This is a genomic window from Streptomyces sp. NPDC057474, assembly GCF_042802555.1.
In the GTDB taxonomy this organism is placed as follows: Bacteria; Actinomycetota; Actinomycetes; order Streptomycetales; family Streptomycetaceae; genus Streptomyces.
Genome location: NZ_JBHVDX010000042.1, coordinates 1 through 16,004, shown reverse-complemented (window position 1 = coordinate 16,004; position 16,004 = coordinate 1). Strand labels below are relative to the sequence as shown.

The 16,004-nt window shown below is 70.4% G+C and carries 12 protein-coding genes; 6 read left to right on the top strand and 6 right to left on the bottom strand.

From position 1 onward, the window contains the following. The first annotated feature begins 47 nt into the window (after positions 1 to 47). The 4 genes from ACFU53_RS15075 to murF are packed head-to-tail and all read left to right on the top strand — an operon-like array spanning position 48 to position 4,161. Positions 48 to 1,019 (top strand): hypothetical protein, encoded by a 972-nt coding sequence (locus ACFU53_RS15075; RefSeq protein WP_383991177.1) that lies wholly within the window; start codon positions 48 to 50, stop codon positions 1,017 to 1,019. Between the two features lie 23 nt (positions 1,020 to 1,042). Next, complete coding sequence (locus ACFU53_RS15070; RefSeq protein WP_383991175.1) at positions 1,043 to 2,041, top strand: threonine/serine dehydratase; 999 nt, start codon at positions 1,043 to 1,045, stop codon at positions 2,039 to 2,041. 46 nt (positions 2,042 to 2,087) lie between these two features. Next, positions 2,088 to 2,717: a peptidase gene (locus ACFU53_RS15065; protein ID WP_383991172.1), complete on the top strand. Its 630-nt coding sequence runs from the start codon at positions 2,088 to 2,090 to the stop codon at positions 2,715 to 2,717. A 37-nt stretch (positions 2,718 to 2,754) separates the two neighbouring features. Then, on the top strand, positions 2,755 to 4,161 hold the full coding sequence (gene murF / locus ACFU53_RS15060) for a UDP-N-acetylmuramoyl-tripeptide--D-alanyl-D-alanine ligase (RefSeq protein WP_383991168.1): 1,407 nt from the start codon (positions 2,755 to 2,757) through the stop codon (positions 4,159 to 4,161). Here murF and ACFU53_RS15055 read toward each other — a convergent pair. After that, positions 4,158 to 5,612 carry a Mur ligase family protein gene (locus ACFU53_RS15055; RefSeq protein WP_383991165.1) on the bottom strand — a complete coding sequence of 485 codons (1,455 nt, stop codon included), beginning with the start codon at positions 5,610 to 5,612 and terminating at the stop codon, positions 4,158 to 4,160. The genes murF and ACFU53_RS15055 overlap by 4 nt on opposite strands. 406 nt (positions 5,613 to 6,018) lie before the next feature. Between ACFU53_RS15055 and ACFU53_RS15050 the strand changes: the two genes are divergently transcribed. Next, a complete protein-coding gene (locus ACFU53_RS15050) occupies positions 6,019 to 7,395 on the top strand; it encodes a tyrosine-type recombinase/integrase (protein WP_383991162.1) in 1,377 nt (458 codons plus the stop codon). A gap of 171 nt (positions 7,396 to 7,566) precedes the next feature. Here ACFU53_RS15050 and adh read toward each other — a convergent pair whose 3' ends face one another. The 5 genes from adh to xylB form a co-directional block, all read right to left on the bottom strand. Next, the gene (gene adh / locus ACFU53_RS15045; protein WP_383991159.1) at positions 7,567 to 9,090 is read right to left on the bottom strand and encodes an aldehyde dehydrogenase; all 1,524 of its coding nucleotides are present in this window, start codon (positions 9,088 to 9,090) and stop codon (positions 7,567 to 7,569) included. Between the two features lie 160 nt (positions 9,091 to 9,250). Next, positions 9,251 to 10,549: a GAF domain-containing protein gene (locus ACFU53_RS15040; RefSeq protein ID WP_383991156.1), complete on the bottom strand. Its 1,299-nt coding sequence runs from the start codon at positions 10,547 to 10,549 to the stop codon at positions 9,251 to 9,253. A 162-nt stretch (positions 10,550 to 10,711) separates the two neighbouring features. Next, on the bottom strand, positions 10,712 to 11,311 hold the full coding sequence (locus ACFU53_RS15035; protein ID WP_383991153.1) for an N-acetylmuramoyl-L-alanine amidase: 600 nt from the start codon (positions 11,309 to 11,311) through the stop codon (positions 10,712 to 10,714). 248 nt (positions 11,312 to 11,559) lie between these two features. Next, positions 11,560 to 12,768, bottom strand: coding sequence for an ROK family protein (locus ACFU53_RS15030; RefSeq protein WP_383991150.1), 1,209 nt, complete (start codon positions 12,766 to 12,768; stop codon positions 11,560 to 11,562). A gap of 92 nt (positions 12,769 to 12,860) precedes the next feature. Beyond that, the gene (xylB, locus tag ACFU53_RS15025; RefSeq protein WP_383991147.1) at positions 12,861 to 14,306 is read right to left on the bottom strand and encodes a xylulokinase; all 1,446 of its coding nucleotides are present in this window, start codon (positions 14,304 to 14,306) and stop codon (positions 12,861 to 12,863) included. 145 nt (positions 14,307 to 14,451) lie between these two features. Between xylB and xylA the strand changes: the two genes are divergently transcribed. Further along, positions 14,452 to 15,618: a xylose isomerase gene (gene xylA, locus ACFU53_RS15020; protein WP_383991144.1), complete on the top strand. Its 1,167-nt coding sequence runs from the start codon at positions 14,452 to 14,454 to the stop codon at positions 15,616 to 15,618. The last annotated feature ends 386 nt before the right edge of the window (positions 15,619 to 16,004 follow it).

Here is a 16,004-nt window from a genome sequence, read left to right as displayed (position 1 = left end):
GACAGGGCGCCCCGATCGCAAAGCACTACTCAACTCAGGAGACTGCTGTGCACATCCCACCTCTCGCCCCCGGCGAATTCACCTCGTCCGTAGCTGTGATCACCGGGGGCTGGTCGTTAGAACGCGATCGCTCACTGCTGTCCGGCCGTACGGTGAACGACGCCCTCACATCCATGGGCGTCAAGACGATTCTTGTCGACCTCGACGGCCGACCCGAGGCGCTCCTCGCCGCACTCGACGGTGCTCAGGCGGCCTTCCTCGCCATCGCCGGCCGGGGCGCGGAGGACGGCCGGGTCCAGGGGATGCTGGAGACGTTGGGCGTTTCGTACACCGGATCCGGGGTGCTGGCCTCGGCCGTCGGGATGAACAAGCACGCTGCGAAGACCGTCGTGTCGGCGGCAGGGGTGCGCGTGCCCAGGGGAGTCCGGGGCGAGGCGACGGCCGATGCAGAGCGCGAAGCGGCTCGTATCGCCGGGCTGTTGGGTATGCCCGTGATGGTCAAGCCGGTGGGGGAGGGCGGATCGATCGGGCTTCAGCTGGCCCGGACCACGGCAGAGCTGGCCTCTTTGCTTGCCAGCCCCGATGTGGAGCTGATGGCCGAGGCCTTCCACACGGGGCGATCCGTCAGCGTCGGTGTTTTGGAGACGGGTCCCGACACCTTCCATGTGCTGCCTCCGTTGGAGGCCGAGACTCCCAACGGGCTCTACTCGTACGCTGCGAAGCGGGGCACGGCCGAGTGCGCCTATCACTGTCCGGCCCGGGTTCGCCCCGAGACGATGCGGGAGTTGAAGGAGCAGGCGGTCGTCGCCCACCGGGCCCTGCGCTGCCACTCGTACTCGCGGCACGACGTGATCGTCACGGACGCCGCTGAGGTGATCTGGCTGGAGGTCAACACCCTGCCGGGCCTGTCACGGAGCGGAAACCTGGCCCTGATGGCGTACGAGGACGGCATCAGTTACGAGCAGCTGCTGACGCACATCCTGCGCGGCTCGCTCACCAACCGCCGGGCCCAGTCATGAACGGGGGCACCACGACCGTGCCGGTGGCTTCGACCGCAGTGCTGAATGCGGTGCAGCGCCTGCGGGGCGTCGCGATCCGCACGCCGATGCTCACCTCCCCGGCGGCTGACGCCCTGCTCGGCCGCCGGGTGTGGGTGAAGGCCGAGAACCTCCAGCGCACCGGGTCGTTCAAGCTGCGCGGGGCCTACAACGCAGTGGCCTGCCTGGACGAGAACCGGCGTGCGGCGGGTGTGATCGCCGCGTCCTCCGGCAACCACGCCCATGCCCTCGCGCTCGCCGCCCATCTGCATCAGGTGTCCGCCACGGTGGTCATCCCCGCCGACGCCCCGGCCGCGAAGCGGGAAGCGATCGAAGCCCTGGGCGCGCGCATCGTCTCCTACGACCGGCGCCGGCACCGGCGGGATGAGATCGTCCACCGGATCGCTCTGCGCGACGGGTCGGTGATCGTGCCGTCGGCGAACGACCCGATGGTGGTCGCCGGGGCCGGGACGGTCGGCTGGGAGATGCTGCAGGAGGTCCACGACCTGGCGGCGATTGTCGTCCCCGTAGGTGGGGGAGGGCTCGCGGCCGGTGTCGCGCTCGCCGCGGCTGGCCAGGGCGTCAAGGTCATCGGGGTGGAACCGGAGGCGGCCGACGACACCTTCCAGTCCCTGCGCGCCGGGCACCTGGTCCCGATACCGCCCCCGACCACCGTCGCCGACGGGCTTGGCCATACGCAGCCGGCCGGTCTGCCTTTCGAGATCAACCGGCGTCTGCTGTCCGGCGTCATCACGGTGCCCGAGCAGGCGATCGGCGAGGCGATGGCGTATCTGTGGCGCCACTACCGCAGCGCCGCCGAGCCGTCCGGCGCGGTCGCCTTCGCCGGACTGCTGCACGCGGCCCACCGCCTTCCGGAGGGACCCGTCGGCGTGGTGTTCTCCGGAGGCAACGTGGACTGGCCTGCGTACCGCAGTCTGCTGGACATCGCACTGGAACGAACCGAAGGGAACAGCGATGCGACTGCCGCGTCCGTGCTGCGCTGAGGACGACAAACATGATCGGCCCTCGGTCCACACCCCAGTGCCGGTCGTGACCCAGTACGCCTCCGCCCACCTGATCACCCGCATCGCCTACCTGGGCTACGACCCGGCCGACGACCCCAACTGGCCCCTGTCCGGGGCCCCTTCCCACGCGGCCTACAGCAAGTGGTGCCGCCACATCTGCGGCATCGCCTGCCTGCGCATGGCCCTGCTGCACCGCTCCGATGACGCGCCCAGCCTGTTCACGCTGCTGGCCGGCGCCCGCCGCTACGGCGCCTACGTCCAGCAGGACGACGAGATCAAGGGCCTGATCTACGCCCCGTTCGCCCGGTACGTCGAGGACACCCACCAGATGGCCGCCACCGTGCACGGCCACCTCGACCCGGCCGACCTCCTTGCGCTCCTGGACGAGGGGCGCATGGTGATGACGTCGGTGTCCAGGGAGATCCGCAGACCCGGGCTTGACCCGGAACGGCGCGGCGGGCACCTGGTGCTGGCGATCGGCCACGACAACGGCGGATCATCTACCGCAATCCCAGCGGCCATACCCCCCAGGCCCGTCAAGCGAGCCTTCCCGTCGACCGGTTCGCCGACTTCTTCGGCTATCGCGGCGTCAGCCTCGACCTGCGCCGCACCGGACCGACTCAGCCTTCCCCGACTGCCGCCGTCCAGCCGGTAGCTTCCCCTTCATCCACCTGACCAGGGAGAAACCACAGATGCACCCCATGTCCCTGTCGGCGATCGCCGAAGTCGTCGGCGGCAAGCTCACCGACGTCCTCGACCCCCACGCCCTCGTCACCGCGCCCGCGGTCTTCGACTCCCGCGACGCCGCCCCCGGCTCCCTGTTCATCGCCCTGGCCGGACAGCACACCGACGGCCACGCCTACGCCGAGGCAGCCGTCAACAAGGGCGCCGTCGCGGCCCTGGTCACCCGCCCGGTCGGCGCCCCCGCGATCCTCGTCGAGGACGACGTCCTCGCCGCGTTCGGACGGCTGGGCCGCCACCTCGTCCACGGGGCCCTCGACCAGGCGACGGTCGTGGCCATTACCGGCTCCGCGGGGAAGACCAGCACCAAGGACTTCATCGCCCAGGTCCTGCCCGCCGCCGGCAGCGTGGTCGCCACACCGCAGTCCTTCAACAACGAGATCGGCCTGCCGCTGACGATCACGCTCGCCGATGCCTCCACCCGGTTCCTCGTGCTGGAGATGGGCGCTCGGGGCATCGGCCACATCCGCAGCCTCACCGACATCGCCCCGCCCGACATCAGCGTCGTCACCAACGTCGGCACCGCGCACGTCGGCGAGTTCGGCGGCCGCGACAACATCGCCCTGGCCAAGGGCGAACTCGTCGAGGCACTGCCGGACGAGGGACTCGCCGTTCTCAACGCCGACGACCCACTCGTACGCGCCATGGCCGAGCGCACCAGCGCCCGCGTCGTAACCTACGGCCTGAACGAGCAGGCCGACATTCGCGCCACGGACGTGACAGTCAACGCCCTTGGCCAGCCCGCCTACACCCTGCGCACGCCCGAAGGCACCGCCCGCGTGCAGCTTGGGCTGGTCGGCGAGGTGCAGATCCACAACAGCCTGGCCGCAGCCGTCGTCGGCCGCGACGCGGGCCTCGGCGTCGACGACATCGCCGAGCTGCTGTCATCCGCGACCGGGCAGTCACGGTGGCGGATGGAGACCCACACCCGGCCCGACGGCGTCACCATCGTCAACGACGCCTACAACGCCAACCCCCACTCGATGCGCTCCTCCCTCACCGCGCTCGCCACGATGGCCCGCGGCCACGACCAGCGCGCCATCGCCGTCCTCGGCCAGATGAACGAACTCGGCGACGACGCCCGTACCGCGCACGAGGAGATCGGACGGCACGCCGCCGCCCTCGACCTGGACCAGGTCATCGCCGTGGGAGGGGAGGAGGCGGGATGGATCCAGACGGCTGCCAGCGCCGCCGGCGCCTCCGCCAACCACCTGCCGGACCAGGAGACGGCCCTGCAGTTGTTGCATTCCATCCTCCGGCCCGGCGACGTGGTCCTGGTCAAGGCCTCCCGCGGGGTCCGGCTGGAACAGCTCGCCGACGCGCTGCTCCAGCCGGACCCCCACCTCAGCGGGGACTAGGATTCCCTGAGGGTTGGCTCCGCCAGCATCGCCCGCAGCAGCGGGCCCTGGCCGACCAGATCACCGGTCCCCATGAGCACCACCACATCACCCGGACGCGCCCGGACCGCGACCTCCAGCACGGCCTCACCACCGGCGAGGGACACCGAAGCCGACCCGCCGGCGTGAACGACGCTCTCGGCCAGCTCCCGCAGCGCTCCCTCTCGGCGACTGCGGGAGCCGCCACCCGTCACCACCACATGCGCACAACCCGCCAAGGCCTTGGCGAACTCCGCCCCGAACGCATCCAGCCGCACCTGCCCCGGAGCCTGGAACACCGTGAAGACCCGGGCCTCGGCGTCGAAGAGACTGTGCGCCGCCGCCAGGTCCGCACACACTTCCTCCGGGTGGTGCGCGAAGGAGTCGTACACATGCACCCCACCCGCCACGCCCGCCGAACTCATCCGCCGGTACACACCCCGGAACCCGCACAACTGCTCCACCACGGCGTCGCAGTCCTGGTTCAGCACGTGCAACGCGGCGGCCACCGCCCCGGCCGCATTGACCAACTGATGCACCCCCGCAACCCCGACCGCGAGGTCGAACTCCAGCCCGCCCGGACCACACAGCACACCCGTACTCCGCCCACCCACGCTCACGGCACGCGTCAGCCGCCAGTCCGCCGACGACGACTGCCCGAACGTCACCAGACGCGGACCGTCCCCCGCCATCACCAGCCGCGACGCCAGCTCACGACACCCGCCCGAATCCACGTTGAGGACCACCGTGCCGCCGGGCCGCACCCCCCGCACACACGCCTCATAGGCGTCGACGTGATCCAACTCCCCGGCATAGTTCTCCACGTGGTCGTACGAGATGTTCGTGATCACCGCCACGTCCACACCCACCCCCACATGCGTACGGTCGGACTCATCGACCTCGGCCACGAAGAACCCGCCCGCACCGCCGTAGCGGCCTCCGCTGGCGGGCCCGTCGAGATCACCACCCACCACATACGACGGGTTCAGCCCCATCCCGGTCAGAGCGAAGGCGAGCATGCCCGCCGTCGACGACTTCCCGTGCGTACCCAGCACCCCGACCGCCGTACGCCCCACCAACAGAGAGTTCAACGCCACCGAACGATGCACCAGCGGAATACCCATCCGCCGCGCCTCGACGATCTCCGGGTTGGTCTCCGCGACCGCATGCGTGAACACCACCGCCGTCGCGTCCGCCGGCACCTGCCCCGCAGCCTGCCCGCGATGCACACCCACCCCGACGCCGGACAACACCGCCAGAGCCTCCGACGTCGCCGTGTCACTGCAGGACACGACGAACCCCCGCTCGGCGCAGACCCGCGCCACCGGCAGCATCCCCACACCGCCGACACCCACGAAGTGCACCCGGCTCAAGTCGACCGACTCACCGGCCGACACGGTGGAAACGATCCTGGGAACTGCGGTCTCTGCCATCAGAGAGCCTCCTCTTCAGCGGCACCCGCCGCCTCAACTGGCCTTCACCGCACCGCTGTTGAGCGGCACACAGACACCGTCGCGCTCCAACCCCAACCCCCTCTACGGCTGAAGGGGGTGCGGACCCATCCGCACCCCCACCACACGCCCCCACCGCGCCTCACCAGCCATCGAGATCCACGATGAACACTCCGAACGCGGCCCTCGCGTACGCCCTCTCTGCCACCGGTTGGAGCAACCGGGAACTCGCCCGCCGCCTCAACGCTCTTGCCGCGCAGCGAGGCCACCGAGGCATCGCGATCGACCACACCCGCGTCGGGCGCTGGATCCGCCTTGAACTCCGCTGCCGCCGCGCCGACTTGGACGCGTGGTGGGAGGCATGCGAAAGGGATACGCCTGAATGGCGATGAGTTACAAAGTCCGGTTCTGGGAGATACGGGAACGGGCTAATCGCCGCACGGCATTTGAGGTTCGCTGGACGGTGAACGGCCTGGAGAACTCCGAGTCGTTCATCAGCAAGGGGCTTGCCGAGAGCCGACGTTCCAAGCTGATCACCGCTGCCCGCGAGGGCGAACCGTTCGATACACGAACCGGCCTGCCGGCCTCCGAGCTCCGGGCCTTGAAACAGCGGACTACTTGGTACGACCTGGCCCAGGAGTACATCGAGCACCGGTGGGACCGTACCCCGGGGAATACCCGCCGGACGCTCGCTGACGCGCTGGCGACCATCACCCCGGCCCTGGTCGAACCGGGGTCCGTGTACCGGGAGCCGCGTGTCCTGCGGCGCGCTCTGTACTCGTGGGCCTTCAACAAGAACGCCTGGAAGTCCCAGCCGCGCGAAGAGTGGCAGGCCGCGCTGGACTGGCTGAAGCGGCGCTCGCTGCCTGTCAGCGAACTGGAGGACCCTGTCGTACTGCGCCGCGGTCTGGACGCCCTGTGCCGGAAGGTGGACGGTACAGCCGCTGCCGCGAAGACCGCGAAACGGAAGAAGGCCGCAGTCAACGAGGTCTTCGGGACGGCCGTTGAACGCGGATACTTCTCGCACCATCCGCTGAACGGTCTTCGCTGGTCGGCGCCGGAGGTCGCTGACGAGGTCGACCCCGACTGCGTGCCGAATCCGGCCCAGGTCGCACGGCTGCTCGCAGCCGTCAGGGCCTTGCCAGGCCGTGGCCCCCATCTCTATGCCTTCTTCGGCTGCATGTATTACGCGTCGATGCGCCCGGGGGAGGTCATCCACCTGAAGAAGGCCCAGTGCCGTCTGCCGGCGAGCGGCTGGGGTCTGCTGAATCTCAAGGGCGGTGTGGTGACCGCAGGCAAGGAGTGGACCGACGACGGTGGCGCCTACGAAATCCATGCGCTGAAACGGCGGGCGGCCAAGGCCACGCGCCCCGTGCCCATACCTCCGGTGCTCGTCCGCATGCTGCGCGAGCACATACAGCAATTCGACGTCGCGGCCGATGGACGGGTGTTCCAGAACGCAGCCGGGAACTATCTCGATCCCTCGGCATATGGCATCACCTGGGGGCGAGCACGCGAAGCCGCCCTCACGCTTGAGGAGCACACCCTGGAACTGGCCAAGCGCCCCTACGACCTGCGCCACGCGGGCATCTCGTTCTGGCTGGCCTCCGGCGTCGACTCCGCAGAGTGCGCACGCCGAGCCGGACAGAGCATCCATGTCCTCTTCCGCTACTACGCCAAGTTCCTGGCCGAAACACGAGACCACGCCAACCGGCTGATCGAGCGGTCGATGAAGGGGTGGGAAGAGCCGGCCAGCCACCCCTGAAGGCGTGTCAGCTGGGATCTGGCCCGGACATATCCCGGAACAGCTGGTCAGACGTGGGACAGCGGTGGGAGATATCGGGAGCAGAGCCATATTTCGACTCGCGGCCCCAGGCATACGCCATCAAGGGCGCCTGACGGGCATTTGCCCAGGTCAGGCGCCCTTTATCTGGGCCTAGAAGAAGCCCAGCTTCTTCGGCGAGTACGACACCAGCAGGTTCTTCGTCTGCTGATAGTGGTCCAGCATCATCTTGTGGTTCTCGCGGCCGATGCCTGAGCCCTTGTAGCCGCCGAACGCGGCGTGAGCCGGGTAGGCGTGGTAGCAGTTGGTCCAGACGCGGCCCGCCTGGATGGAACGGCCCGCGCGGTAGGCGGTGTTGGCATCCCGCGTCCAGACACCCGCCCCCAGGCCGTACAGCGTGTCGTTGGCGATCTTGATGGCGTCGTCGAAGTCGTTGAACGAGGTCACGGAGACGACCGGACCGAAGATCTCCTCCTGGAAGATCCGCATGCGGTTGTCGCCCTCGAAGATCGTCGGCTGGACGTAATAACCGCCCTTCAACTCGCCGTCGTGCTCGATGCGTTCACCGCCGGTGAGGACTTTGGCGCCCTCCTGCCGGCCGATGTCCAGGTAGGAGAGGATCTTCTCCAACTGGTCGTTGGAGGCCTGGGCGCCGATCATGGTGTCGGTGTCCAGCGGGTGTCCGGTCTTGATCTGCTCGGTGCGGGCGACGGCCGCCTCCATGAACTCGGCGTAGTAGCCGCGCTGCACCAGCGCCCGCGACGGGCAGGTGCACACCTCACCCTGGTTGAGCGCGAACATCGTGAAGCCTTCGAGCGCCTTGTCACGGAAGTCGTCGTTCGCCGACCACACGTCGTCGAAAAAGATGTTCGGTGACTTCCCGCCGAGTTCGAGGGTCACCGGCGTGATGTTCTCCGAGGCGTACTGCATGATCAGGCGCCCGGTCGTCGTCTCGCCCGTGAACGCCACCTTCGCCACCCGTGGACTCGACGCCAACGGCTTGCCCGCCTCCACCCCGAACCCGTTGACGATGTTCAGCACACCAGGCGGCAGCAGATCCGCCACCAGGCTCAGCCACACATGGATGGAAGCCGGGGTCTGCTCGGCCGGCTTGAGCACGACCGCGTTGCCCGCCGCCAGCGCGGGTGCCAGCTTCCAAGTCGCCATGAGGATAGGGAAGTTCCACGGGATGATCTGGGCGACCACACCCAGCGGCTCGTGGAAGTGGTACGCCACCGTGTCGTCGTCGAGCTCCGCCAGCGAACCTTCCTGCGCGCGGATCGCGCCCGCGAAGTACCGGAAGTGGTCGATCGCGAGCGGGATGTCCGCGGCCAGCGTCTCCCGCACCGGCTTGCCGTTCTCCCAGCTCTCCGCGACCGCGAGCCTCTCCAGATTCGCCTCCATCCGGTCGGCGATCTTCCGCAGCACGTCCGAACGCTCGGCCACGGACGTACGCCCCCAGCCGGGCGCGGCCGCGTGCGCCGCGTCCAACGCGCGCTCCACGTCCTCGCTCGTACCGCGCGCGATCTCCGTGAACGGCAGCCCGTTCACCGGACTCGGGTTCTCGAAGTACTGCCCGCGCGCCGGCGGCACGTACTCACCCCCGATGAAATGGTCGTAACGCGCCTCGTAGGAGACGACCGCGCCGTCCGTGCCGGGCGCTGCGAAACGGGTCATGAATACCTGCCTCCCGAGAAGCGCCACCCGCCATTGGGCAGCTCTCGCGAGGAGGCTAGAAATCCGAATGTTGCAACGACGTTGCGCCCGCCCCGCCCATCCGTCGGCTGCCTGTGCATCGCCCGGGCCGGGAATCTCGACCGGCCCCTGAGAGCAGCCCTCAGGTATACCGAAGGCGCCCCCACCCCGGTGGTGCCGAGAGCTCCGACTCCAGCTCGCGCAGCCGGGACCGTACGGCCGGTGTCGGTCGCACGGCCGCGAGCGCCCGCCACACGTCGAGGTCGTCCTCGCCCCAGGGGGCGTGCGCCCAGTCCGCGAGGAGGTCGGGATCGCGGCGGGCTATCAGGGCCGCGCGCAGTCCGTCGGCGAGCCTGTGCCGCAGTCGTACGACCGCCGGCGCCTGTGAACCCGGCAGCAGCGGACCCCCGTACGCCGACGTGGCCGCCGTCACCGCGCCGCTCTCCAGCCTCCGTTCCACGACCGTCACATCGGACTCGACCGGAACCATGAGCCGATACGGCCGCGACCCCAGCAACCCCGGCCCGAGCAACCGACGCAGCCGGGCCAGTTCGGCCCGCAGTGTCACCGGCGTCACCGACTCGTCCTCGTACAGCGCGCAGAGCAACTCGTCGCCGGACAGTCCCTCCGGGTGCCGGGCGAGCAGCAACAGGATCTCGCTGTGCCGGCGGCTGAGCCTGACCTTCCGTCCGCCGACGAGGAGTTGGGCCTCGTCGCGGCCCAGAGCGGCCAGTTCGAGCGCGTCGGCCGAAGCCCCGGGCGGGGTGAGCAGGGCGAGTTGGGACTCGGCTGCCCTGGCTACCGCCTGGACGAAGCCGAGGCTGTGCGGATGCGCCAGGCCGTCGCCGCCGGTGATGTCGACCGCGCCGAGCACCCGCCCGGTGCGCGGATCGTGCACCGGCGCCGCCGCGCACGTCCACGGCTGCACCCGCCGTATGAAGTGCTCGGCCGCGAACACCTGCACGGGCCGGTCCACGGCGACCGCGGTGCCCGGCGCGTTCGTCCCGACCGCTGACTCCGCCCAGCGCGCCCCCGGCACGAAGTTCATCCGGTCGGCCCGCCGTCTGGTCGCGGCATCCCCCTCCACCCACAGCAGCCTGCCCTGCGCGTCGCACACGGCCAGCAGATGCTCGCCGTCAGAAGCGAACGTGCCCAGCAACTCGCGGAACAAGGGCATCACCTGGGCCAGCGGATGCTCCGCGCGATAGGAACCCAGGTCCCCGTCCGTCAGTTCCACACGCGCGGTGCCCTCCGGCCCGACACCTGCCCTCGCCGAACGCCGCCACGAGTCCGCCACCACGGAACGCACCGGTCGTGCCACCGTGCCTCGCTGCGTGAACGCCTCATGGGCGCGGCGCAGCACCCGCACCCGCTCGACGGGGTCGGCTCCCGCTTCCAGAGCCACCCATGGATCGGTCAACTCGGCCTCCCCGGAAAGCATGCACAGCTGGGACCATCGTCACCGCCGAACGCACGCCCGACAAGCCACGTGACCCCGCTCCACGGCTCGGACAGCCTCGGACCGGACCGCCTCGGGCGGCATCGGCCCGCACGGCCTCGGGCGGCCTCCGGCGGTCTCCGGCGGTCTCGGACCCGGACAACGTCAGACGGCGTTGACCAGACGTATGTAGCGATCCCAGTCCCAGTGCGGCCCCGGATCGGTGTGATCGGTGCCTGGCACCTCGTGGTGGCCGATGATGTGGGCGCGGTCCTTCGGTATGCCGTACGTGTCGCAGATCGTCGAGGTGAGCGCCGCCGACTGCTGGTACATGGCACCGGTGAAGTAATCGGGCCGGTCCACCCAGCCCTCGTGCTCGATCCCTATGCTCCGCGCGTTGTAGTCCCAGTTGCCCGCGTGCCAGGCGATGTCGCGCTCACGGACGCACTGGGTGACCCGCCCGTCGGCCGACTGGAGCACGTAGTGCGCGGAGACCTGCTTCGCAGGGTTCCAGAAGACGGGCAGGGTGTTCTTGTACGTCGTCTGCGTCACGTGGATGATCACGAGGTCCACGGGTTGGCCGGTCGGGCGGTCGGCCGCGGTGTAGTTGGCCGCGCTCGCCGACTCCCACCGGGCGTGCGCGTAGTCGACGGCCGGCGACCGGGCGCCGGCCCGCGGGCTCGGGAGCAGCGCGTAGGGGATCGCGGCGAGGGCGGTGCCCTGCAACAGCCGTCGCCTGCTCGGCAACGGCCTGGCTCGCTCCATTTGGGTCCGCCTTTCCGGTGGGTTGGATTCTGCGCTGGGCAGCTCGACTTCGTACTCGAAGACGCATCCGCAGGTCGAATGGCTGCGCCTCACGTGAATCACGGTACGGCGATTGCCGACCGGACCGTCCGGGCGTGTGGAAAACGGTGGAAAAGCAGTGAGTTGTGGATAACTTCGTCACCCGGACGGGGGAAGTGGCTGCGCCGGCCCATGAATGCGGGCCTGAATGGTGAGGCGCGCCGGCTGCGCTACGGCCGTACCCCGACCGTCGCCGGATCGTCCAGCACACCCCGCACCACCGAGTGGGCCGCACCCAGAAGAGGTCCCTCGGAGCCCAGCCGGGACACGGTCACGGCACATGCCGGACCGGCCGTCCGCCGCGCCAACTCCCGTTCCAGCGAAGGCAGCAGCCAGGGCGCGAGGGCGGCCAGGGCACCGCCCAGTACCACGGTCTGCGGGTCCAGCAGATTGACCGCGCCGGTCAGCGCGATGCCGAGCGCCGTGCCGGCGCCGCGCAGGGCCCGGTGCACATCCTCGTCACCGGCGGCGGCCCGCTCGGCGAGGAACTCGACACGATGCTCTCCCGGTTCCAGCCCGGCCGCTCGCAAAACGGCCTCCTCACCGGCGTACTGCTCCAGGCAGCCGCGTCCACCGCACGCGCAGTCGGGGCCTTCCGGCCGAACGGGCACATGCCCCAACTCGCCCGCGAAACCGCGCGTTCCGCGGAGCAGCCGGCCCTCCACGACGACCGCGCCACCGATGCCGATCTCCGCGGAGACGTGCAGGAAGTCGGGCGGTGTGCCGTCGCCGAGCCAGAGTTCCGCGAGGCCACCGAAGTTGGCCTCGTTGTCCACGGTCACCGGCAGGCCACCGGGGAACAGGGCGCCCAGGTCCGTGTCGTGCCAGTCGAGGTTGGGGGCACGGACCACGGTTCGGGCATCGCTCGCCACCAGCCCGGGCACGGCGACCGCGAGACCCGCGGGCCACAAGCCCTCGCCCTCCGCCTCGGCGACGACCCGCCGGACGAGCTCGGTCAGCTCGCCGATGACCGGTTCGGGCGACCGGCCGCGGTTGGTGCCGTGCCGTACTGCGCGAGCCCGTACCTCACCGCGTAGATCCACGGCGCAGACCGCGAGGTGGTCGACACCGATCTCCGCGCCGATCCCGGCGGGGCCGCGTCTGCTGAGTGCGAGCGCCGAGCCGGGTCGCCCGACGCGGCCGGGCCGCTCGGGGCCCAGCTCCTCCAGGAGCCCCGAGCGGATCAGCTCGTCCACCAGCGTCGACACGGCGGCCCGGGTCAGGCCGATGCGCGAGGCGACGGCGGCCCGGGACAGGGATCCCTCGGTATTGACGGTGTGCATGACCCGGGAGAGGTTACGGCGGCGCATGCCCTGCTGGTTGTCGGGCAGGCGACGGCCGGAGCCGCTCGGGTGGGTTTCGTGCAGTGGTGCGGTCATGCCTCCCCCGGCTCCCGTCGGTGTGTCCTGGTGGGTGTCCTGTAGATCATGCCGGAATCGGATTTTCCTACTTCGGACACCCCCTGGCCTGGTCAGCTGCCGCCCGGTTCGCGCTCCAGCAGCGGCGCGGCGTCGGACAGTACCCCGGAGATCCTGGCGAGCGTCTCCTCGTCCCGCTCCACGGCCTCCAGCACCGGCCCCCGGGTGGTGTCCCAGCGGCGGGCGACCGCGGCCGGGTCCTCGCCGGTGAGCAGTCCGGCGGCCTGTGCGGCGGCGCCCAGAGCGACCAGTTCCTTGGCCTCGGGGACCTGCACGGCACGCCCCGACAGACGGCGCACGGTCTGCTGCCAGGCCGCGCCCCGCGCACCCCCGCCGATGAGCAGCAGCGGCGCGGAGGTATCCGCGTCCGCGTCGAGCACCAGGTCGAGGGCGCCGAGCAGCGAGTGGACGGCACCGTCGTACGCGGCCTGGAGCAGCTGTCCGCCGGTCGTGTCGTGACGCAGCCCGTGCAGCAGGCCCGAGGCGTGCGGCAGGGCCGGGGTGCGCTCGCCGTCCAAGTAGGGGAGGAGGGTGACACTCGTGCCGGGCTCCACGGCCTCGCGGTCCAGGCCCAGCAGGGCGGCGACCCGGTCGACGGCCTGTGTGCAGTTCAGGGTGCAGGCCAGCGGCAGCCAGTCCCCGTGCGCGTCGGCGAAGCCCGCCACCGTGCCGGTCGGATCCGCGGGACGGTGTCTGGAGACGGCATACACCGTGCCGGAGGTGCCGAGGCTCAGCACCGGGGTGCCGGGGCGCAGCCCGAGCCCCAGCGCGGCGGCCGCGTTGTCACCCGTACCGGCGGCGACCAGGGTGCCCTTGGCGAACGGCAGGTCGTGGGCGTCCCGTACGGTCCCGGCGACCTCGCCAGGCCGGACCACACGGGGCAGCAGCGCCGGGTCCAGCCCCACATGGGCGAGTACATCCGCGTCGTACGCCTCGATCGCCGACGCCCACCAGCCCGTGCCGGAGGCGTCGCCGCGGTCGGTCGTGCCCTGACCGGTGAGGCGCTCGGTGAGATAGTCGTGCGGCAGGCGTACGGCGGCGGTCGCGCGGACCGCCCCGGGCTCGTTCTCGGCCAGCCAGGCCCACTTCGTGACGGTGAAGGACGGGCCCGGCACACTGCCGGCGCGCTCCGCCCAGGCCTTCGCGCCGCCCAGTTCCTCCACCAGTTGGGTCGCCTGCGGCGCCGAGCGCACGTCGTTCCACAGCAGTGCCGGGCGGACCGGCTCGCCCTGGGCGTCGAGGGTGACGAGGCCGTGCTGCTGGCCGCCGATCGACACCGCCGAGGCCTCGCGTGCCGCCTTCCCGCACTGGTGCAGCGCCTCGCGCAGCGCGTCCCACCACTGGCGGGGATCGCTCTCCCGGCCCGCACCGGAGGACACGGTGTGCGGCGCCTGCCCGCTCGCCACCACCCGTCCGGTCGACGCGTCGACGACCAGGGCCTTGGTGGACTGTGTGGACGAGTCCACACCGACGACGAGCGGACCCTCGGCTGCTGACATCGGGCTCTCCCTCTCACACGGCTCGTGATGGCCGCTTACGCGGCTGACGCCTCCGTCCGGCGACATCTTGTCTTCCCAGAGACGCGTCCGCATACTAATTTGTAAATCGCCATGACGAAATAGTCGGAGCGCAAGGAGCCGCGGCATGAACTACCAGCCCACCCCCGACGACAGGTTCACCTTCGGCCTGTGGACCGTCGGCTGGCAGGGAAGGGACCCGTTCGGTGACGCCACCCGGCGCGCCCTCGACCCGGTCGAGTCGGTGCAGCGTCTGGCGGAGCTCGGCGCCTACGGGGTGACCTTCCACGACGACGACCTGATCCCCTTCGGGTCCTCGGACAGTGAGCGCGAGGAGCACATCAAGCGGTTCCGCGCGGCCCTGGACACGACCGGCATGACCGTGCCGATGGCCACCACAAACCTCTTCACGCACCCCGTCTTCAAGGACGGCGCTTTCACCGCCAACGACCGCGACGTCCGCCGGTACGCGCTGCGCAAGACGATCCGCAACATCGACCTGGCGGTCGAGCTGGGTGCCAAGATCTACGTCGCGTGGGGCGGCCGCGAGGGCGCCGAGTCCGGTGCCGCCAAGGACGTCAGGGACGCGCTCGACCGTATGAAGGAGGCCTTCGACCTCCTCGGCGAGTACGTGACCTCTCAGGGCTACGACCTGAAGTTCGCGATCGAACCCAAGCCGAACGAGCCGCGCGGCGACATCCTGCTGCCCACGGTCGGCCACGCCCTGGCCTTCATCGAGCGCCTGGAGCGCCCGGAGCTGTACGGCGTCAACCCCGAAGTCGGCCACGAGCAGATGGCCGGGCTGAACTTCCCGCACGGCATCGCCCAGGCCCTCTGGGCGGGCAAGCTCTTCCACATCGACCTCAACGGCCAGTCCGGCATCAAGTACGACCAGGACCTCCGCTTCGGCGCGGGCGACCTGCGCTCCGCCTTCTGGCTGGTCGATCTCCTGGAGAGCGCCGGTTACGCGGGCCCGAAGCATTTCGACTTCAAGCCGCCGCGCACCGAGGACTTCGACGGGGTGTGGGCGTCGGCCGCGGGCTGCATGCGCAACTACCTCATCCTCAAGGAGCGTGCGGCCGCCTTCCGCGCGGACCCGGCGGTGCAGGAGGCCCTGCGCGTCGCACGGCTGGACCAGCTGGCCCAGCCCACGGCCGCCGACGGCTTGCAGGCGCTGCTCGCGGACCGTGCGGCCTTCGAGGAGTTCGACGCCGAGGCCGCCGCCGCTCGCGGAATGGCCTTCGAGCAGCTCGACCAGCTGGCGATGGACCACCTGCTGGGCGCGCACGGCTGAATCACGCGCGCGTGGGAGGCCCTTGCCGCTGACGCGGAGGGGGCCTCCTCCCTCGCCCCGCCGGCTTCTGTCTCGGCCGACTCCTGCGCCTCCCCTGACCGATCCCTACGCGGGTTTCTCCGGAATCATGCGATCCGTGGCATGAGTCCGTATCAACTCCCGCGCAGGGCTCGCGTCTTGGCTGTTTCGCGGCGACTCTGGTCGGTATGGGCATGCCGCCGCCACCGTCCCAGCCGCCCCGGCCGCCGGACGGCACACAGCCGTCGAACGGCGGAGGGTTCGGGCCTCCATCAGGGGGCTACGGCCCGCCGCCGGGCGATCCGACCGGGGAACACACTCCACCGCCCGGGGGCTTCGGTCCGCCTTCACAGGGTGGTGGCCTGCCT